Below are 20,405 nucleotides of genomic sequence, written 5' to 3'. Positions count from 1 at the left end.
ATGTTTTCCGATAACAAAAAACCTAGAACTATGAACGAAATAGGAGCACAACCGAACAGAATTTCTAAGCACACTAAAATCAAAGGAGATATCATCTCAGAAGCCGATTTTAGAATCGATGGTAAATTAGATGGAAATGTAAAAACCACCGGTAAGGTAGTTATCGGTAAAGACGGCTACATTCACGGAAAGGTAGAATGCGTCAACGCAGATATCGAAGGAAGCTTCAACGGTGAGCTTTTAGTTTCTGATTTATTGTCGTTAAAATCTTCAGCGGTAATCGAGGGTACGGTTTCCGTATCTAAATTGGCGGTAGAGCCAGGGGCCACTTTTAATGCTTCTTGTACTATGAAGGGCAAAGGTGCTTCGTCAAGCAGTAGCAGCAATTTTAAAACAACTATAGGTACAGCTGCCAATGAGCCAGCAAAAGCCTCGTGATAATTCGCGCTTGATCCGAAACGCGGCTAGCCTGTCGGGCATAGCCATACAAATGGGGGCGACCATTTATTTGGGGAATCTTCTAGGGGCGTGGTTGGATGAAAAGTTTGAAAAAACATATTTAGAGGATACAATTACCCTTATTGCTGTATTTTTGTCGATGTACCTAGTCATAAAAAAGGTCATCAACTTGAACAAATAATAGGGTCTAGTGGTAAAAACAATTTTGTTATACATAGTCGTGTTCACTTTTGTGGGCGCGACTTCTTTCTTTCTGCACGAATGGTTTTTGGGTGAAGAATATGATGAGCTGAAAGTTTTACTGAAGAAGGCCTATGTTTTTCATGGCATTTTCTCTTTATCGATTATAATTGTCTTTCGACTGGTGGCCAAAATCAAGTCGGTTTTCCCGCAACTGGGTTTTATTTATATGGGCCTTTTGGTTTTTAAAATCATGGTTTTCACGATGATGTTTTATCCCCAACTCATGGGAGATCAGATTATATCGAGGTTTTACAGGGGATCTATTTTAATACCCATTGCTATTTTTCTAATATTGGAAGTTGTTTTTGTTACAAAAATATTGCGCGGTAAATAATCCCAGAATTTTATATAAAAAATATGGTTTGATTTACGTTAAGAATAACTACTTTTGCGCCAAATTTTAGGAGCTTAATTTTTTGATAAAGAACCCATGAAGGAAGTATCAAGATCGGTCGGAACTCTATTACTACTTTTTGCACTTTGCTTTTCACTCCAAGGTTTTGCGTCTTCAGAATCAGACGATAAGGCTGATGGCGCTGTAAGTACTAAAGAAGAAGTCGAGGCGTATATTCAACACCATATTAAAGACTCACACGATTTTCATTTGTTCTCTTACACTAACGGTGCTGGTGAGCGAAAGCATGTCGGTTTTCCACTTCCGGTCATTGTTTGGTCAAGTAATGGTTTGGCCAGTTTTATGTCATCTGCTTTTCATCATGATGATTCAGGCGAGGTAATCGTTGAAAAAAATGGTTCTCGGTTTGTTAAGCTTCATAGTAAAATTTATGAATTGGATGGTGGTGCTAATGAGGTGAAGTTCGATGAGGCGCATCACCCTACAAACGCCCATAAGGTTTTAGATTTTTCTATGACTAAAAGTGTTGTCGGTATTCTTTTGGTCGGTCTATTGATGCTTTGGGGCTTTTCTAGTTTGGCCAAACAATACAAGACAAAAAAGGTGCCAACGGGTTTTGGTCGTGTGCTTGAGCCTTTGGTAATCTATGTTAGAGATGAGATTGCCAAACCGAACATCGGTGAAAAGAAGTATAGAAAATTTACAGGCTATCTATTAACCGTTTTCTTTTTTATATGGATTTTGAATCTTTTAGGTCTTACTCCTTTAGGTTTCAACGTAACCGGGCAATTGGCCGTAACTGCGGCATTGGCTATTTTCACCTTGATTATTTATACGGTTAGCGGAAATAAAGATTATTGGATGCACATGCTCTGGATGCCAGGTGTGCCGGTTCTTATTCGTCCCGTTTTGGCCATCATCGAATTGGCAGGAGCGTTTTTGATTAAGCCTTTCTCGTTATTGGTTCGTTTGTTTGCGAATATTTCAGCAGGTCATATTGTTGTCATGAGTCTTATCGCTATCATGTTTACCCTAAAGAATAGTTTGGGTGTAGCGGGCGCTACTGGGTTGTCATTGGTTTTATCATTTTTTATCACTTTGATCGAAGTTTTGGTGGCTTTTCTACAAGCATATATTTTCACAATGCTTTCTGCTTTGTTTATTGGAATGGCAGTAGCGGAACACGATCATGAGCATGAACATGACGCACATGGTCATGAGGTGGCCGACGCAGAAGACGTTCGAGAGAATTTTATTTAGAATTGAGTTTTTTATTTAATATATAAATCATTTACTATGTACAACTTAATTGGAGCAGGTTTAATCGTAATCGGAGCCGGTATCGGACTTGGTCAAATCGGTGGTAAAGCAATGGAAGGTATTGCTCGTCAACCAGAAGCGACTGGAAAAATCCAAACTGCAATGATTATCATCGCTGCACTTTTAGAAGGTTTGGCATTTGGTGCCTTGTTCTTAGGAAAATAAGAATAGAAAAACCTAAAAGCATTTTCCTGTAACGGTTGGTTGCAGGAAATGCTTTTCATCAAACATTAGCTATTAAGATATTATATATGGACATTTTAATAAACGATTTTTCACCAGGCCTTTTTATTGTACAGACCATTCTTTTGTTAGGTCTGATTTTTCTATTGGTGAAGTTTGCATGGAAACCTATATTAACGTCTCTTAATGAAAGAGAAGAAGGTATTCAGGGCGCTTTAGAGGCAGCCGAACAGGCCAGAAAAGAAATGCAAAATCTTCAGGCCGACAATGACAAGCTTTTGAAAGAAGCTCGTGCCGAGCGTGAGGCTATGTTGAAAGAAGCTAGAGAGATAAAAGATAAGATGATTGCCGACTCAAAAGAGCAGGCTCAAGTAGAGGCAGACAAATTGATTAAACAAGCTCAGGCAGCCATCGAGAGCGAAAAGAAGGCCGCTGTTGCTGATATCAAGAATCAAGTAGCCGAACTTTCGGTAGAAATAGCTGAAAAAGTGCTTAAAGAGCAATTGGCCAACAAAGACAAGCAACTAAAGTTGGTTGAAAGTATGTTGGGCGACGTTAAGTTGAATTAATCGATATTCTTTAAGTTAACTACCAAATAAGAAACAAATGAGCGATTCTAGAGCAGCCTTAAGATATGCAAAAGCCGTTTTAAACTTTGCAGTTGAAAAAAAAGCGGCAAATGCGGTCGAAGATGATATGCGTTCTATAGTAGCTACCATTTCAGAAAGCAAAGAGCTTCGCAATATGTTGCAGAGCCCTGTTATCAAAGAGGAAACAAAAAAAGAATCCTTGGCGGCCATATTTGCAGGTAGCAACGAAATAACTTTAGGTCTTTTAGGTACTTTGGCAGGTAATAAGAGAGTATCTCTTTTAAACGAAGTTGCCTTAAAGTATATTATTTTAAACGAAGATTTAAAAGGTGAAGGTGTGGCATATGTAACCACAGCCGTTCCATTGACGCCAGAGCTTGAAAAGAAAGTTTTGAAGCAAGTGGCCCAGCTTACCGGTAACGAGGTAAGCATTCAGAATAAAATCGATGAGAGTATCATCGGAGGTTTTATTCTAAGGGTCGGCGATTTGCAGTACGATGCGAGTATTGCGAATAAATTGAATAATTTAAAAAGAGAATTTACCAATAGTCTATAAATAACAACAACCTTTGAAATTAGAGGTCTCGTTCTATTTTCGCAGGTATAATGTCTAAACAAATGGCAGGAGTAAAAGCCGCTGAAGTATCAGCAATATTAAAGAAACAGTTATCAGGATTTGAAGCTACCGCTACTTTGGATGAAGTAGGAACCGTATTGCAGGTTGGTGATGGTATCGCCCGTGTTTACGGACTTTCCAATGCTCAATATGGAGAATTGGTGGAGTTTGAAGGTGGATTGGAAGGTATTGTTCTTAACCTCGAGGAAGACAACGTTGGTGTCGTACTTTTAGGCCCTTCTAAAGAAGTTCTTGAAGGTGCTACCGTAAAACGTACCCAAAGAATTGCTTCCATTAAGGTAGGTGAAGGTATTGTTGGGCGTGTGGTTGATACTTTGGGTAACCCTATCGATGGTAAGGGTCCTATCGCCGGTGATACCTACGAAATGCCATTGGAGCGAAAGGCGCCTGGTGTTATTTATAGAGAGCCCGTAACCGAACCTATGCAATCAGGTATTAAGGCTATTGATGCTATGATTCCTGTAGGTAGAGGTCAAAGGGAGTTGGTTATCGGTGACCGTCAAACAGGTAAGACAACTGTTTGTATCGATACCATTTTGAATCAAAAGGAATTCTACGATGCCGGTGAGCCAGTTTACTGTATCTACGTTGCCGTAGGTCAGAAAGCTTCTACCGTTGCCGCAATTGCCAAGACCTTGGAAGAAAAAGGCGCTTTGGCCTATACAACCATTGTAGCGGCCAACGCATCAGATCCTGCGCCAATGCAGGTATATGCTCCATTTGCTGGGGCTTCTATCGGTGAATATTTCCGTGATACAGGTCGCCCTGCATTGATTATCTACGATGATTTATCAAAGCAGGCGGTAGCTTATCGTGAGGTGTCTCTTCTTTTAAGAAGACCACCAGGACGTGAGGCCTACCCTGGAGACGTTTTCTACCTTCACTCAAGATTGTTGGAGCGTGCCGCAAAAGTGATAAACGATGATAAGATTGCGCAAAGCATGAACGATTTACCAGAGGTATTAAAACCAATGGTAAAAGGTGGAGGTTCTCTAACGGCTCTTCCGATTATTGAGACACAAGCAGGTGACGTTTCCGCTTATATTCCTACCAACGTAATCTCCATTACCGATGGTCAGATATTCTTAGAGCAAGATTTGTTCAACCAAGGGGTGCGTCCTGCGATTAACGTTGGTATTTCGGTATCGCGTGTGGGGGGTAGTGCGCAGATTAAATCGATGAAGAAAGTTGCCGGTACCTTAAAACTAGATCAGGCACAGTTCCGTGAATTGGAAGCTTTTGCCAAGTTCGGTTCCGATCTAGATGCAGCTACTTTGAACGTAATTGAAAAAGGTCGTCGTAACGTTGAAATCTTGAAGCAGGCACAGAATGACCCTTACACTGTAGAAGATCAGGTAGCTATTATCTACGCAGGTTCTAAAAACTTGTTGAGAGATGTTCCGGTAGAAAAGGTAAAGGAGTTTGAAAGAGATTACTTAGAATTCTTGAATGCGAAACACAGAGGTGTACTTGATACGCTAAAAGCGGGTAAATTAACCGATGAGGTAATCGATACGCTAACAACGGTAGCTAAAGAACTTTCAAGCAAGTACAGAGGTTAAGAGTACTAGGTATGGAGGTTAGGTTATACTATTAACCAACCACTATTAACTAATTACTATAAGAAAAATGGCCAATTTAAAGGAAATACGAAATAGGATTTCATCGGTGTCTTCAACCATGCAGATTACGAGTGCCATGAAAATGGTATCCGCTGCAAAATTGAAAAAAGCCCAAGACGCCATTACGGCAATGCGCCCATATTCAGATAAACTTACCGAGCTTTTACAAAGCTTAAGTGCAAGTTTAGATGGTGATTCCGGTAGCAAGTATGCCGATAACCGTGAAGTGAAGAAGGTGTTGATAGTGGCAATAACTTCGAACAGAGGTTTGGCAGGTGCATTTAATTCGAATATTCTTAAGCAAGTCACTTTATTGGCCAATGAAACCTATGCTGGTAAGCAAGTAGATTACATTGCTTTAGGTAAGAAGGCCAATGATTTCTTATCAAAAAAGTCTACGGTGGTCAGCAATCATAGCCCAGTGTTTGATGATTTGACTTTCGACAACGTATCTACTATTGCTGAAGAGCTTATGGAATTGTTCGTAGAAGGCAAGTACGATAAAATCGATATCGTATATAACAAATTCAAGAATGCCGCCACTCAATTGGTTATTACCGAGCAATTTTTGCCGATAGTTCCAGCTGAGGAAGGAGAGACTGCCGCAGCTGATTATAAATTCGAGCCATCAAAGGCTGAGATTGTTGAGCAATTAATCCCTAAGTCTTTAAAGACGCAGCTTTATAAAGCCGTAAGAGATTCTTTTGCCAGTGAGCACGGTGCTCGTATGACTGCAATGCACAAGGCAACCGATAATGCCAAAGAATTGAGAGATCAGTTGAAATTGACCTATAATAAGGCGCGACAAGCGGCAATTACCAATGAAATATTGGAAATTGTGGGTGGTGCTGAAGCTTTGAACGGCTAAATTCAATAGCAACAAAATCATACAAACCCCACAATTGTGGGGTTTTTTATTGCTCTAATTTATATTGCCGCTATCGCTAGGCGCTCACTAAATTTTATTCGACTTTTGTCGGCATTATGAAGTCAAAAAAAACCGCCCTTCTTTTCATCTTTGTAACCATTCTAGTGGATGTAATTGGTATTGGTATTATCATTCCGATTATTCCTGATTTGATTATGGAATTGACGGGAGAGGGCACTCACATGGCCGTTATATACGGTATGTGGTTGACTACCGCCTTTGCTGGCATGCAATTTCTTTTTTCCCCAGTTCTAGGAGAAATTTCGGATCAATATGGGCGCCGCCCCATTCTTTTATTGGCTCTTTTAGGGCTTAGCGTTGATTATTTGATCCATGCTTGGGCACCATCTATTTCATGGTTGTTTCTGGGTCGTTTTCTCGCTGGGGTTACAGGTGCCAGCTTTACCGTGGCATCGGCCTACATAGCGGATGTCAGTACAAAGGAGAATAAGGCTAAAAATTTTGGTTTGATCGGTGCCGCTTTTGGTCTGGGCTTTATAATTGGCCCCGGAGTGGGAGGTTTTTTCGGTGAAATAGATATACGACTCCCATTTTACATTGCAGCAGGCCTCACCTTTGCCAATTTTATTTTCGGATGGCTTTTCGTGCCCGAATCCCTTCAGAAAGAAAATAGAAGGCCTATAGAGGTAAAAAAAATGATACCAGGGGTTTCATTGATAAGCTTGCGAAATTATAAGGGCGTACTTGCGTTGATATTTGCTTTTTTCTTGGCTAACCTGGCAGGTCAGGCGCTTCCCGCTACATGGTCTTACTATGGTATTGAACGTTACGAATGGAGCCCCAAAGAGATTGGGGTTTCTTTAATGGTTGTGGGGCTTTTAGTGGCATTGGTACAAGGTGTTTTGGTAGGTGTGCTCGTTAAGAAATTCGGCCGTCAAAAAGTGGTGGTGATAGGTTTTTTATTATGGACCCTCGGCATGTTTTTATTTGCATTGGCTACCGAACCTTGGATGTTGTATGCCTTTCTAATACCCTATGCTCTTGGTGGAGTCGCCGGCCCTACGGTACAAGGGGTGATTTCTAATCAGGTCTCTGAAAAAGAGCAGGGCAATCTCCAGGGGGCTATCACCGGGCTTCTAAGTATTACGTCAATTCTTGGCCAACTCATTTTCTCCCCTGTTTTTTACTTTTTCATACGGCCAGAAGGCGCCATTTACTTTCCAGGGGCTCCATATACCTTGGCAGCCTGTTTTCTCCTTACAGCCCTACTTTTTGCCTCATGGGCCATGAAGGGTATTGATATGGAAGAAGCCTAAGATTGCTGTAAATAGTCCCTATAGTCAATTCGCTCGTATCTAAGGTGTAAAATAATAGACCGAGAAAGATATGAGATTTTTGACAGGAGCAATATTGGTTATAGGTTTTATAATTTCAGGATGTTCTTCAACCAAAAAAATTGAAACAACCGCCCCATTTAGTCTGGGAGAACCGTATGCGCAAAAGTGGACTCTAGAAAATGATTCTGCAAAAGAGGGTCATGAGGTAGTGATACCCATCTTGAGCCTCGAGAAAGACAGGGCCGAGCTGAAAAATTTATACTATATGGGCAAGCGTGCACCACTTCAAATTAAGTTGACTTCTATAGGTAATGTGGCAGTGGCGGAATTCGGAGATATCGCAAATGAATTAGTTGAGACCAGTCAAGAAGATGAGCCCTTCCCTTTTCAATTGTCCGAAACTCAGGCAGTAGTGAGTTATGTGAACAATGAAAAAGTGAAGTATTTTCAGATTAATGGAATTCAGAGGAATTTGGCCATCATCTATCCCAATTTAGAAGCCAAAAATTCACAATAACCCGTTAAAAACGAGGTAGGGGCCTATTTCATCTCTTTGTTACATCCCTTTAAATAGGTACTTTTGAGCACTAAACCACGCTATTGAATCCGCTTAAAAAACTATTTCAACAAACAGCGATATATGGGCTCGCTACGGTACTTCCGCGGATGATGTCTTTCTTGCTGTTGCCACTGTATACCGGGGTGTTGGCGACTTCTGGCTACGGAGAGGTTTCCGTAATTTTTGCGTGGTTTGCCATATTCAATGTGCTTTTGGCTTATGGTATGGAAACTGCATTCTTTCGGTTTTACAACGGTGCCGACGACAAACGAACCGTAGTTTCGACTTCGCTAATTTCTATTTTGGCGAGCACCACCTGTTTTACCATACTGGCTCTTTTGATGCAGGGTAGTCTTGCCTCAGCCACAGGTATCGATACCGATTTTATACGCTATACCATTTTTATTATTGCGTTAGATGCGCTCGTGATTATTCCTTTTGCATGGCTCAGGGCGAATGAGAAGCCTATGCGATATGCAGTGATCAAGATTTTAAATGTTGGGGTCAATCTGGGTTTGAACGTTTTCTTTTTAGTGATGCTACCAAAAATGGCTGCCGATGGTACGGAAGGTTTGGGCTGGTTGTACCGACCGAATTTTGAGATATCCTATATTTTTATTTCTAATTTGGTTTCTAGCGGACTAACCCTTCTTTTGATGTTAGGCCTTTATCTCAGAAGAGACTATACCTTTGATTTTGAACTGTGGAAACGAATGATGCGGTATGCTTGGCCCGTACTGGTAGCCGGTATCGCATTTACCATTAACGAGGTTTTTGATAGAATTTTATTGGAGCAATTACTTCCGGCAGAAATAGCGAAGAGTGAAGTGGGTAAGTATTCGGCCTGTTATAAGTTAGGCATGTTCATGACCCTATTCGCTACCGCTTTCAGAATGGGTATTGAGCCTTTTTTCTTTAGTCATGCGGGTACCGAAAATCCTCAGAAAGCATACGCACAGATTACCAATTACTTTGTTGTATTAGGAAGTATTATATTATTGGCCGTTATCGTATTTTCAGATTGGCTTAAGGTTCTTTTTGTTCAAGATGAAGCTTATTGGGAAGCTATGAATATTGTACCGCTGATAATTTTGGCCAGTTTTTTTCTGGGTATCTATCACAATCTTTCGGTCTGGTACAAAGTTACCGACCGCACCCGATACGGAGCATTTATATCACTGATCGGCGCTTTTGTAACAATCGGTATAAACTATTTTTTCATTCCGGCAATCGGCTATATGGCTTCTGCTATCGCTACGGTTCTGGCCTATGGCACCATGATGTGCTTGTCGTATTATTTAGGAAAATCAAGATACCCCGTTCCATATAACTTCAGAAAGATTATATTCTATTTGGGTATATCCATTTTATTCTCGGCATTGTCATTCTATGTTTTCAATAGAAATATTTTAATCGGTAGTGTATTGCTGATATTATTTTTGGGCTTGGTTTACAGGTTGGAGAACGATAAATTGAAGCAAATTTTCCTAAAAAAATCCTCGAAAGCATAGTCGAATTTTTTGGCCGTAGCTAGCAAGTAATAGATATAAATAACAAATACTATAATGCAGATAAAGATAATCAACAAATCATCGCACCAACTACCACACTATGAGACCGAAGCATCGGCAGGAATGGATTTAAGAGCCAATATTTCTGAACCGATTACGTTAAAACCTTTAGAGCGTTCCATTGTTAAAACAGGACTTTTTATCGAGCTTCCTGTTGGGTACGAGGCCCAAGTTAGGCCTAGAAGTGGGTTGGCTGCCAAAAAGGGAATTACCGTATTAAATGCACCGGGCACAATTGATGCGGACTATCGTGGTGAAATAGGCGTAATACTTGTTAACTTATCTAACGAGTCATTTACAGTTGAAAATGGCGAGCGTGTTGCGCAATTGGTAATTGCAAAGCATGAAAGGGCCGAATGGAATGAAGTAGAAGAATTATCGGAAACCGACCGTGGGGCTGGGGGTTTTGGAAGTACGGGTGTAAAATAGCCTGATATATTTTGATTGAAAGGTATGAACGGATTGATAAAGATAGCAGCGTATAGTATGGCCATTGGCCTACTTGTGAATCCGTTATATGCCCAAGAGCCGGAAGAAGAATTTAATGAGCAAAAGAGTGCAGAGCTTTTTCTTGAAAACTATTCTGACGAGTTTCAAGAGAATTTTTTTGAGGCGCTGAAACAAAAGGGAATCGAGAACTATGATAAGGCAATCAACCTACTTCTTAAATGTAAGAATATAGATCCCGGTAAATTGGTGGTCGACCATGAGTTGGCCAAAGTATATTTAAAAGAAAAGGAATATCCCCTTGCGGAAGACTATGCTTTTGAAGCCCTACAAAACGAGCCCGATAACCTTTGGTATGCCGATACCTTTGTTGAAGCATTGAGAAAGCAAGGAAAGGAATTTGATAACGCAAAGAATCAGCTACCTAACCATCAAAAGCTGAATGAGAATTTGGCTTTGGCTTATTTCAAAAAGAGGGATTATGAAACTGCTTTAAGCATTCTTAAAAATGCCGATAAATCGGATTTTGCGGCAGCGCTAGCCGTAAAAATAAATGACTCTTTAGAGAAAAGAAAAGACGAAATAACAAGCACTTCGTTCTCGGTTTCAAGCGAGAACAATGCCGAGGTCAACACATTCAACCAGTATAAGGTTCAAATCGACAATTTTCTCAGAACAGATAACCTTATCATGTTAGAAAAGATTTCAAGTGAGGCCCTAGAGAGTTTTCCTTCTCAACCCTTGCTGTATTACGCCCAAGGGCGTGCCCTAAATAAAAAAGGCAAGCACCGAGAGGCGATAGAACTACTTGAAACGGGTCTAGATTATTTGATTGGCGATATTTCCCTAGGTAATAAGTTCTATCAAGAACTTTCCGATGCTTATAATTCCATTAACAATTCAGTCAGGGCAAATATGTATCTTCGTAAGATAAAACCTGGTTTTTAGAGCCTTAAAGGCGGCTAAATGCTAGCTTTTAATTGTTGCTTTTATGAAGAAGATTTTTTTTAGGTCTGCATCAAGACTTAGCTCTCTATTGATATTGGCCGTATTGGCTTTTTCCTGTAAATCTAAGCAAGCCTTGGGCGATACCAACGTAAAGCCGGGTATCACAGCCAAGTCGGTCATTAGAAACCATTACCAAAATGCCTTGGATTTCAAGACACTTAGTGGAAAAATGAGAATCGATTATTCTGATGGCGAATCTTCACAAGGTGTTTCTGTTACCTTAAGAATGGAAAAGGATAAAGCTATTTGGATAAGTGCACCTTTTGGCATGGTGAAGGCCTACATTACACCGGGAAGGGTTTCTTTCTACAACAAACTTCAGAACGAATATTTTGATGGTGATTTTGCCTACCTGAGCGAGTTTTTGGGTACCGAATTAGACTTTGAACAGGTTCAGAACCTGCTTCTGGGAGAGGCTATTTTCGACTTGAACAATGCTAAGTACGATGTAGAGCTTGTCAACAAGAGCTACCAGCTTAAACCAAAAAAGCCTATGGAGCTCTTCAAGGTGCTTTTTATGGTAGACCCTACCAATTTCAAGATGGCTTCACAGCAACTTTCGCAACCTTTGAAAAAGCGTCTGCTTCAAATCAATTATAACAGTTACCAGAGTATCAACAAATGGGTGTTACCGAACGATATTGCCATTGCGGCTATCGATGGTAACGAGAGAAATACTGTGGATATCGAATATCGAAATATGGAGTTCAATCAGCCGTTGAACTTCCCCTATAATATACCAAAAGGTTTTAAAGAGATTGTTTTAGAGGATGAGGCCAAATAGAAGCCGCTTTGTTTTACTACTTATTTTTCTTTTCTTCTCGTTAGCGCCTGTAATGACCTTTGCCCAAGGTGGCGAACAGGAAGAGCTGGAGGCAAAAAGGGAGCAATTGCAGAAGGAAATTGAGCAAATCAACCATCTGTTGTTCGCCCAAAAGGAGAAGAAGGGCTCAGTGCTTGACCGTATGGAAGCTCTGGATCAAAAAATTAAAGTAAGGCAACGATTGATTAATGTTACCAACGAACAATCAAATTTGCTCAGCCGAAAAATCAATACGAACATTAATGCTATATCAGATTTGAAAAAGGAGCTGAACGAGCTTAAAGATGATTACGCCACTATGATTCAGAAGGGGTATCAAAGCAAGATCCAGCAAAGCAAACTGATGTTTTTATTGTCTTCCGAAAATTTCTTTCAAGCATTTAAACGTGTACAGTATATCAAGCAGTATACTGATTTTCGCCGCCAACAAGGTGAAAAGATTGTGGTAAAGACCAATGAATTGACAGAGCTGAACCAAAAGCTCACAGTCCAACGAAAAGAAAAGGACCGATTGGTTGCGGCCAATGTCAAAGAAAAGAATTCGTTGACTTCAGAAAAGAAAGCACAACAAGATTTACTTCTGTCCATTAGAAAAGATGAGACCAAGTATGCTGCCGAGATTCGCGACAAACAGAATCAAGCCAAGCAAATCGATAGGGAGATAGAACGGTTGGTGAAAGAGGCCATTGCCAATGCCAACAGAGAGGCGGGTAAAGCAGATGATGACCCCAGTAAGTTTTTATTGACCCCTGAGGCCGCTATTATAGCCAATAGCTTTTCTGCCAATAAGGGCCGCTTGATTTGGCCCGTAGAGAAGGGTTTTAAAAGCCAAGGGTTTGGTGTTTACAGCGATGCCATCTATCCTGGAATCAAACATCAAAGCAATGGTGTGATTATCACTACGGATGAAGGTGCAAAGGCGAGAGCTATTTTTAGGGGCGAAGTAATTGCTATTCTTTCGATTCCCGGGGGTAATAAAGCGGTGCAGTTAAAACATGGTAACTATATCAGCACCTACTATAATCTCACGAACCTCTATGTGAAAAAGGGTGATCAGGTGGAGGCAAAAACGGAACTTGGCGATATTTATACCAATCGGTCTAACGGTCAGACAAGACTAAAGTTTTATCTGCACCAGAACACCGCAAAACTTAATCCTGAAGAATGGGTTTACCAACTTTAGGTCATTTTAAGAACCGAATAAAACATATACGATTATGAGTAAAATCACGGATATACAAGGAACCTTTAAACTGCACAATGGTGTTGATATGCCTTATTTTGGCTTAGGTACCTATTTAGCTGATAATGACGAAGAGGTAATCGATGCTGTCAAATTTGCATTACAAAGTGGTTATCGCCATATAGATACCGCAGCGGCATATAAGAATGAAGAAGGCGTGGGTAAGGGAATTGTCGATTCTGGCGTAGCAAGAGAAGATGTTTTTCTTACTACGAAGGTGTGGAATAGTGATCAAGGTTATGAAAGCACCTTGAAGGCGTTCGAGGCTAGCGTAAAAAGGCTAGGAACTGATTACGTTGATTTGTATTTGGTTCATTGGCCAGTCGCCGGTAAATACAAAGATACCTGGCGCGCTTTGGAAAAATTATATAAAGAAGGCCGTATCAAAGCGATAGGGGTAAGCAATTTTCTAAAGCACCACCTTGAAGATTTATTGGGTTCGGCTGAGATAGTGCCTATGGTCAATCAAATGGAATTTCACCCGCATTTGGTACAGCAAGAACTACTTGATTTTTGCAATACCAATAAAATACAGTACGAGGCCTGGTCTCCATTCATGCAGGGTAAGCTTTTTGAGCTTGATATCACCAAAGAGCTTGAAGATAAGTATGGTAAATCGACGGCACAGATTGTTCTGCGATGGAATTTACAAAAAGGCGTAGTCACCATACCTAAATCAGTGCACAAAAACAGAATAGTATCGAACTCTGAAATTTTTGATTTTGAGCTGGCACCGAACGAAGTAGCGTATCTAGATAGTTTGCATAAGGGCGAACGAAGTGGCCCGGATCCGGACAACTTCGATTTCTAAACCTGATTGCCCAAGAAAAGCGCCTTTAATTCAGTGGCGTCGTTAGGTTTCATTTTACCTGCAAGAACCAAGCTTAACTGCTTGCGGCGCAGGGCGCCATCAAAACGCTGTGTTTCTAGTTCCGTTTCAGGAATAAGAGGCGGAACTTCGGTTGGGCGGCCCGTATCGTCAACAGCTACGAATGTATAAATAGCTTCGTTGGCCTTGGTGCGTTCGCCGCTGAAACGGTCTTCCATCCAAACGTCGATATAGACTTCCATAGAGGTGTTGAAAGCTCTGGAAACCGCTGCTTCTACAGTTAGAACGCTTCCTACAGGCACCGATTGGTTGAAGGCTACATGGTTAACAGATGCGGTTACGGTTATTCTACGACTATGTCTTCTAGCGGCAATACTGGCCGCACGGTCCATCCGAGCTAAAAGTTCACCGCCAAAAAGATTATTCAGTGGGTTGGTCTCGCTAGGGAGAACCATGTCGGTCATGGTCGTTCTAGAATCTTTCGGGTTTTTGCCCTGCATATCTTAATTTTTCGGCAAAGATACGTTCTTAAGCCGTAAGAAGGCCGGGCAAATCAAAATCTCGATGGTGAAAGGTAATTTACTTTACCGATTTTAACCAAGCGTCTTTTTGGGTGCGCTTAATTTGATGCAGTGCATTAAGGGCCTCATCGGCATCGGTATAACTGTCATAAGCCACCATATAAAGTCCGAAAGGATTGGTGCCTATATACGATGGGTTGTAACCTTGCTTTTTCAGCTGAGTGATTTTTCTATCGGCATTGGTGCGATATCTAAAGGCTCCGGCTATAATATGATGAACTTTTTGCCCCTTTTCGGCAATAGGTTGTTCCTCTATATTTTTAGAAGTTTTCAAGGTAATGGCGGGTAGCTCTAAAGGTGCCGTGTCGAAGAAAGTAGCCTCTTGAATACGCTTTGATACCTGTTCTTGGGCATCTTCACGGGCCAGTTGCAAATTGGCCTCGTTGGTTTGATAGTACTTGTAACCGGCAAACCCAGCTGTAAGGGCAACTAAGACGACCGCAGCATACTTCAAATAAGGCCTTACTGTAAGAGTCTCCCTTTTCTCAGGCGTAAAAGCGATAGGAATGCGCTCTTCCATTTGAGAGACTTCCGTTTTTATTGTTTCCCTGGTAATAGGGGAAGAAACAAAAGAATTCATTCCAAAGGAAGAAGTTAGATAATTCACGCTAGAAGCGGGTTGAAATTGCATCTTTCCTTCGGGGCCGTTCCATAGTGAACCTATGTCTGACAACCTTAAATGTTCTCCACCGTTCAATTTCTTTTGCCATTGGGCCACCTCTTCATTGACCTGTTTTAACATCTCTTCAAATGAAATTTTCTGTGCTTCGGCTGCGTAAGAAACCAATAAGCCATCATTTGAAACCAGTTGCTGATTAAAAGAAACGGTCTTTGTAGGAGGATAAAAAGTATTGGTGCTATCTTGTATGATGGCAGATTTCTCTTGGGTGAGAAACGCGCCAAAACCAGGAATTACCACACAGTTGTAACGATAGAGTAAGTCTTTTATATAGTGTTCTAAGCCCATACACCGCAAATTTTATAAAAAATTGAGTGCTTATCCAAGGCTGCCATAACTTTTTATTAACATTATATTTTGTGTATTTTGTGGATAACTTTGATTCGGTTTTAAATGACTACGAATGAATTACTTGCCCTTTTAAGGCTTCAGCATGTACCAAATGTTGGTGATGTAACCGCTAAAAAGTTAATTGCTTTTTGTAAGAGTCCTGAAGAAATCTTCAAGACCAAAAGGCAACATTTGCTCTCCATCGAAGGTATTGGCACCCATGCGATCAAATCACTTTATGATATAGAGCATCTAGAAGCAGCTGAGGCCGAACTCAATACGATAACGAAAAATGATTGGGAATATTCCTATTTTATGGATGAGGACTACCCCAATTACTTAAAGCACTGTATTGACGGCCCGATACTTCTATTCAAAAAGGGAAATATTGATTTAAGTAGTAGAAGGGTTATAAGTGTTGTGGGCACGCGTAATATTACCAGCTATGGGCAGGCCTTTTGTGAAAAATTCATTGAAGATTTAGCTCCACTCGACCCTATAATTGTAAGTGGGTTCGCCTACGGAGTCGACATTACGGTGCAGCGGGCTGCCTTGAAGAATAAATTACAGACTATCGGATGCTTGGCACACGGCCTGAATCAAATTTACCCCAAGGTTCATTCAAAGTATGTGATGGAAGTGGAAAAGAATGGAGGCTTCTACACTGAATTTTGGAGCACAAGCAAGCCGGACCGTGAGAATTTTTTGAAGCGCAATCGCATTATTGCCGGTATGAGCGAGGCCACTATTGTCATTGAATCTGCCGAGAGGGGCGGAAGTTTGGTTACGGCAGATATAGCAAATAGCTACCATCGTGATGTTTTTGCCGTACCCGGCCGTACCGACGATAAATATAGCAGCGGATGCAATAACCTTATCAAACAGCAAAAGGCACATATGCTCACTTCTGCCGCAGATTTAGTTTACCTGCTGAATTGGGAAATAGCTAAAAAAGCGCAACCGGTTCAAAAGCAACTTTTCGTAGAATTAGACGGCATTGAAAAAGCGATTTATGATTATCTTCAAAAAGAAGGCAAACAAATGCTAGACAGTATTGCCCTTGAATGCAAGCAACCGGTATTCAAGATATCGTCTACCCTTTTGAATATGGAAATGAAAGGTGTCATTCGCCCCTTGCCGGGCAAACTTTTTGAGGCCATTTAGTCAAATGAATGGGGGATTATGATTAGATAGTTGACTACAAAACCAACTGTACGGTCGGTAATTATAAGTATCTTCCTTGAAATATTGCATTTGGTGCGGTTCATCGATAAATTACCGATAGCTGTCAGAGATACATTCGTTTTATTTCTAACGTAGTAAAAGGTGAACCGACCGACTAGTTTAAAACCAATTTTTCACCACAGAAGCGCATGCAAGCTTTTTCATCTATCAAAAATCTGTACCTACCTGTTCAGCCAACGGTAAAACAGTCGGGTACGAATGTGCTTTATAGAGAGGTGGTGCCTGCCGATTTGTTGCGTAACTGTATTTATTGCTATTGGGAGCTAAAAACCATAAAACGGCTTCAAGAGAATTTTGTCTATAGGGTGGTTTCAGATGGTTGTATCGATATATTTTTCGAGTTGACCATGCCTTCTGAAAGCTTTGTAGTGGGCTTTTGCAAAAAGTTTACTGAATTCACTCTTGATACGACTTTTCACTATGTGGGTATTCGCTTTCTTCCGACGATGTTTCCGCAGGTCTTTAAAATTGATGCTTCTGAACTTAGCAATAGATATGTTGACCTAGATGATATTCACCGTCATACCTCGGCATTTTTGAGGGATAGAATGGAAGATAATTTGAGTTTCGAACAGATAAAAGAACTGTTCGATTCTTATTTCTTTGACTTGGTTAATAACTCTGATTTCAACGCGGATCCTAGGTTGTATAGGTCTCTTGACATGATTTTAAAAAAGAGAGGAGTACTGCAAGTAAATGAAGAACTTGATTTTGGTATAAGTCAAAGACAATTAAGGCGGTTGTTTAATTATTATATAGGTGATACTCCTAAAACCTTCAGTAAAGTCGTTCGGTTTCAAAATATTCTTCGTGCAAAACCGTCGGTACAGAGCCTAAAGAAAAATAAACTTTTTTACGATGTGGGGTATTACGACCAAGCACATTTCATAAAGGAGTTTAGAAACCATTATGGGGTCACCCCGACCAAAGCCTTTGGCCGATAACTTTGGCCGTTTTTTACAATTGTTTCCAATCTGTTAGCTGCAAATTTGTAATAGAATAGAAGCGTATGAAAACTATTGTAAATTGGATATGTCTGATGGGTACGATGGCAACTATTTCTGCACAAACCCCAGTAATCATAAAAGAAATTGTTACTATGAAACTAAACGCAGGTATCGTTACCGAAAAAATGGCTGAAAGCAAAGAGTTTTATTCAGGCCTCTTGGGGTTCGGTGTTACTTTTGAAAATGAATTTTATCTTTTGATGCATACCCCGAATAAAAGTGCCGAGTTGGCTTTTCTATTGCCCAATCATCCTTCGCAACAACCGCTTTTTCACCATAAATTCGAAGGTAGAGGTATGTTTTTGACCATTGAGGTAGACAACGTTGATCAATTGTACGAAGTAGTCAAAAACAAAGGGGTGGAAATAAAAATACCTATTCGAGATGAACCTTGGGGAGACAGACATTTTGCCATAGAAGACCCTAATGGTATCGGAATCGATGTTGTAACGTATTCCGCTCCTGAAGAATGATTCTTAATCCTGAGGAATAAACCCCATAGGATAGTCTTTCGAGGCTATTTTGAAAAGGGTATCGAAAATGTAATCACAGACCTTTTTTTCACCTTCTAGATTGATCAGTTCAATTGTATCCTCAGGCGTGTGGTATTGATCATGACCTCCTGTATGCATGCCGAGAACGGAGATATTCTTTTTGTAAAAAGAGACATGGTCTGAGCCGCCGATCGATCCCGCATGTACTACGGGGTTCAAACCTGCTTTCTTGCCTAGCGTCGCCATTAATTCTTGACCTCCCGGGAAGGTACCAGCGCCTCCCATATAGACTTGCTTCTGCTAATTCAACCGGCCCACCATATCCATATTGATCATGAGTTTGATCTGTTCCAAAAAAACAGGCGGGTTATTGACAAAATAGGTGCTTCCCAATAGACCCTGTTCTTCAGCACCAAAGGCAATGACAATGACGCTTCTTTTCAATTCACTTTGGTGAGCTGCCAATCGCTCTGATATTTCAAGTAGAGCCGAGGTGCCGCTAGCGTTATCATCGGCACCGGGGTGAACGGTATTCAACTTATCTGACTTGGAACTCGGTCCGCCATGGCCCAAATGGTCATAATGGGCTCCGAGAACAAGGTATTCATTCTTTAAAACAGGGTGATTCCCTTCTAAAACAGCGACTACGTTGTACGTTTTTACCTTAGGCTTCTTTTTAGTTTTATCGGAAACCCTTAGTTCTGCCTTGAACTTCTGAAGATAGTTTTTTGACAATGGTTTTAGTCCTGAATTCTCGAAATCGGAAGCGATATAGTCTACTAAAACCTGATTGATCTTCCCTCCAGGATATCTTCCTTGATTTTCTTTTGAGGTCAAAAATTCAATATGGTCATGAAGTTCTTCGGTGGTCACTTCTGCCTGCGAATAACCGCTTGCGGAAATGAGAAGAAGAAGAAAAGCCCAAAAATAGTCTTGCATAGATTAGTACCCTACTTTTGTTCGAACACGAGCCAATACTTCATCGGCCACTTTTTTGGCTTTTTCCGCGCCTTTATAGAGCGCCTCGTCAACCTCGTCAAAATGATTGATGTAATAATCGTACTTTTCCCTTGCTTCCCCGAATTTTTGTACAATTACTTCATATAGGGCTTGCTTGGCATGGCCATAGCCATAGTTTCCGGCGAGATAATTAGCGCTCATTTCCTCTATTTGTTCTTGCGACGCCAAAAGTTTATATAGGGCAAAAACATTGTCGGTAGCCGGATCTTTCGGGTCTTCCATGGGAGTGCTATCCGTCTTGATTCCCATGATCTGTTTTCTTAGTTTTTTATCGGGTTGAAACAGATTGATGAGGTTTCCACGACTTTTGCTCATTTTTTCTCCATCGGTACCGGGCACATACATGGTCTGCTCTTGAACCTTAGCTTCTGGCATAACAAAAGTCTCCCCCATTTTGGTATGAAACCTTGAGGCAACATCACGGGTCATTTCTATATGCTGAAGCTGATCTTTGCCAACGGGCACGATATGGGCATCGTAAAGCAATATATCGGCGGCCATAAGCATAGGGTAGGTAAATAGGCCGGCATTTACGTCTTCCAGTCTGTCTGCCTTATCCTTAAAAGAATGTGCCAGGGTCAAACGTTGATAAGGAAAGAAACAACTTAAATACCAAGAAAGCTCAGTCACTTGAGGAACATCACTTTGCCTGTAAAAAACCGTTTTTTCGATGTCAAGGCCAAAAGCAAGCCAAGTTGAGGCTATGGCATAAGTGTTTTGCCTTAAGATTGCGGCATCTTTTATCTGGGTAAGCGAATGCATATCCGCTATAAATAGAAACGATTCGTTTTTGGGATCTTGTGCCATGCGAATGGCCGGCATTATTGCCCCTAAAATATTACCAAGGTGGGGGGTTCCTGTACTTTGAATTCCTGTTAGTATTCTTGCCATGTGTACTGTTTCAAAGAGGCCAAAGATAAAGAAATCAGTAAAA

At 40.9% G+C, this 20,405-nt stretch carries 23 protein-coding genes and 1 pseudogene; 20 read left to right on the top strand and 4 right to left on the bottom strand.

Annotation, left to right across the window (positions count from 1 at the left end):
- From IL356_RS03610 to IL356_RS03530, 17 genes are all read left to right on the top strand, one after another.
- Entirely contained in the window at positions 1-438 is a 438-nt protein-coding gene (locus IL356_RS03610) for a bactofilin family protein (RefSeq protein WP_121847165.1), read from the top strand.
- On the top strand, positions 416-640 hold the full coding sequence (locus tag IL356_RS03605) for an AtpZ/AtpI family protein (protein ID WP_121847166.1): 225 nt from the start codon (positions 416-418) through the stop codon (positions 638-640). The genes IL356_RS03610 and IL356_RS03605 overlap by 23 nt, the downstream gene beginning before the upstream one ends.
- A 9-nt stretch (positions 641-649) precedes the next feature.
- Positions 650-1,036: a DUF6168 family protein gene (locus tag IL356_RS03600; RefSeq protein ID WP_162987771.1), complete on the top strand. Its 387-nt coding sequence runs from the start codon at positions 650-652 to the stop codon at positions 1,034-1,036.
- A 96-nt stretch (positions 1,037-1,132) separates the two neighbouring features.
- Positions 1,133-2,317 (top strand): F0F1 ATP synthase subunit A, encoded by a 1,185-nt coding sequence (gene atpB, locus IL356_RS03595; RefSeq protein ID WP_121847168.1) that lies wholly within the window; start codon positions 1,133-1,135, stop codon positions 2,315-2,317.
- A gap of 36 nt (positions 2,318-2,353) precedes the next feature.
- Positions 2,354-2,542: an ATP synthase F0 subunit C gene (gene atpE / locus IL356_RS03590; RefSeq protein WP_013993139.1), complete on the top strand. Its 189-nt coding sequence runs from the start codon at positions 2,354-2,356 to the stop codon at positions 2,540-2,542.
- A gap of 86 nt (positions 2,543-2,628) precedes the next feature.
- On the top strand, positions 2,629-3,129 hold the full coding sequence (locus IL356_RS03585; protein ID WP_121847169.1) for a F0F1 ATP synthase subunit B: 501 nt from the start codon (positions 2,629-2,631) through the stop codon (positions 3,127-3,129).
- A 37-nt stretch (positions 3,130-3,166) separates the two neighbouring features.
- On the top strand, positions 3,167-3,706 hold the full coding sequence (atpH, locus tag IL356_RS03580) for an ATP synthase F1 subunit delta (RefSeq protein ID WP_121847170.1): 540 nt from the start codon (positions 3,167-3,169) through the stop codon (positions 3,704-3,706).
- A gap of 62 nt (positions 3,707-3,768) precedes the next feature.
- Complete coding sequence (gene atpA / locus IL356_RS03575) at positions 3,769-5,349, top strand: F0F1 ATP synthase subunit alpha (RefSeq protein ID WP_121850551.1); 1,581 nt, start codon at positions 3,769-3,771, stop codon at positions 5,347-5,349.
- Between the two features lie 67 nt (positions 5,350-5,416).
- The gene (gene atpG / locus IL356_RS03570) at positions 5,417-6,277 is read left to right on the top strand and encodes an ATP synthase F1 subunit gamma (RefSeq protein ID WP_121847171.1); all 861 of its coding nucleotides are present in this window, start codon (positions 5,417-5,419) and stop codon (positions 6,275-6,277) included.
- A gap of 116 nt (positions 6,278-6,393) precedes the next feature.
- Positions 6,394-7,614, top strand: a complete 1,221-nt coding sequence (locus tag IL356_RS03565) for a TCR/Tet family MFS transporter (protein WP_121847172.1) — start codon at positions 6,394-6,396, stop codon at positions 7,612-7,614.
- Between the two features lie 70 nt (positions 7,615-7,684).
- Positions 7,685-8,152, top strand: a complete 468-nt coding sequence (locus IL356_RS03560; protein ID WP_162987772.1) for a hypothetical protein — start codon at positions 7,685-7,687, stop codon at positions 8,150-8,152.
- A gap of 83 nt (positions 8,153-8,235) precedes the next feature.
- Complete coding sequence (locus tag IL356_RS03555) at positions 8,236-9,705, top strand: lipopolysaccharide biosynthesis protein (protein WP_121847174.1); 1,470 nt, start codon at positions 8,236-8,238, stop codon at positions 9,703-9,705.
- Between the two features lie 54 nt (positions 9,706-9,759).
- Positions 9,760-10,194: a dUTP diphosphatase gene (dut, locus tag IL356_RS03550; RefSeq protein WP_121847175.1), complete on the top strand. Its 435-nt coding sequence runs from the start codon at positions 9,760-9,762 to the stop codon at positions 10,192-10,194.
- A gap of 24 nt (positions 10,195-10,218) precedes the next feature.
- Positions 10,219-11,160 carry a tetratricopeptide repeat protein gene (locus tag IL356_RS03545; protein WP_121847176.1) on the top strand — a complete coding sequence of 314 codons (942 nt, stop codon included), beginning with the start codon at positions 10,219-10,221 and terminating at the stop codon, positions 11,158-11,160.
- Positions 11,161-11,203: 43 nt separating this feature from the next.
- Positions 11,204-12,004 (top strand): DUF4292 domain-containing protein, encoded by an 801-nt coding sequence (locus IL356_RS03540; RefSeq protein ID WP_121847177.1) that lies wholly within the window; start codon positions 11,204-11,206, stop codon positions 12,002-12,004.
- A gap of 52 nt (positions 12,005-12,056) precedes the next feature.
- Entirely contained in the window at positions 12,057-13,226 is a 1,170-nt protein-coding gene (locus IL356_RS03535) for a murein hydrolase activator EnvC family protein (protein ID WP_225621375.1), read from the top strand.
- 34 nt (positions 13,227-13,260) lie between these two features.
- On the top strand, positions 13,261-14,097 hold the full coding sequence (locus IL356_RS03530; protein WP_121847179.1) for an aldo/keto reductase: 837 nt from the start codon (positions 13,261-13,263) through the stop codon (positions 14,095-14,097).
- On the opposite strand, the gene IL356_RS03525 is transcribed toward IL356_RS03530, so the two are convergent.
- Positions 14,094-14,615 (bottom strand): acyl-CoA thioesterase, encoded by a 522-nt coding sequence (locus IL356_RS03525; protein WP_121847180.1) that lies wholly within the window; start codon positions 14,613-14,615, stop codon positions 14,094-14,096. The genes IL356_RS03530 and IL356_RS03525 overlap by 4 nt on opposite strands.
- A 79-nt stretch (positions 14,616-14,694) precedes the next feature.
- Complete coding sequence (locus IL356_RS03520) at positions 14,695-15,663, bottom strand: HU domain-containing protein (RefSeq protein ID WP_121847181.1); 969 nt, start codon at positions 15,661-15,663, stop codon at positions 14,695-14,697.
- A gap of 105 nt (positions 15,664-15,768) precedes the next feature.
- Between IL356_RS03520 and dprA the strand changes: the two genes are divergently transcribed.
- The 3 genes from dprA to IL356_RS03505 all read left to right on the top strand — a co-directional run bounded on the left by dprA (position 15,769) and on the right by IL356_RS03505 (position 18,430).
- Positions 15,769-16,869 carry a DNA-processing protein DprA gene (dprA, locus tag IL356_RS03515; protein WP_121847182.1) on the top strand — a complete coding sequence of 367 codons (1,101 nt, stop codon included), beginning with the start codon at positions 15,769-15,771 and terminating at the stop codon, positions 16,867-16,869.
- 209 nt (positions 16,870-17,078) lie between these two features.
- Positions 17,079-17,894: an AraC family transcriptional regulator gene (locus tag IL356_RS03510; protein WP_121847183.1), complete on the top strand. Its 816-nt coding sequence runs from the start codon at positions 17,079-17,081 to the stop codon at positions 17,892-17,894.
- A gap of 155 nt (positions 17,895-18,049) precedes the next feature.
- The gene (locus tag IL356_RS03505) at positions 18,050-18,430 is read left to right on the top strand and encodes a VOC family protein (protein ID WP_121850552.1); all 381 of its coding nucleotides are present in this window, start codon (positions 18,050-18,052) and stop codon (positions 18,428-18,430) included.
- Between the two features lie 3 nt (positions 18,431-18,433).
- On the opposite strand, the pseudogene IL356_RS03500 reads toward IL356_RS03505, so the two are convergent.
- Together IL356_RS03500 and trpS are read right to left on the bottom strand one after the other, a co-directional pair.
- Positions 18,434-19,390 (bottom strand): annotated as a pseudogene (locus IL356_RS03500) (M28 family metallopeptidase).
- Positions 19,391-19,393: 3 nt separating this feature from the next.
- Complete coding sequence (gene trpS / locus IL356_RS03495; RefSeq protein WP_121847184.1) at positions 19,394-20,362, bottom strand: tryptophan--tRNA ligase; 969 nt, start codon at positions 20,360-20,362, stop codon at positions 19,394-19,396.
- Positions 20,363-20,405 lie beyond the last annotated feature (43 nt).

The sequence above is a fragment of the Euzebyella marina genome, assembly GCF_014855515.1.
Classification (GTDB): Bacteria; Bacteroidota; Bacteroidia; order Flavobacteriales; family Flavobacteriaceae; genus Euzebyella; species Euzebyella marina.
Note: the sequence above shows the minus strand (reverse complement) of the source record. Positions and strands in the feature narration are given on the sequence as shown.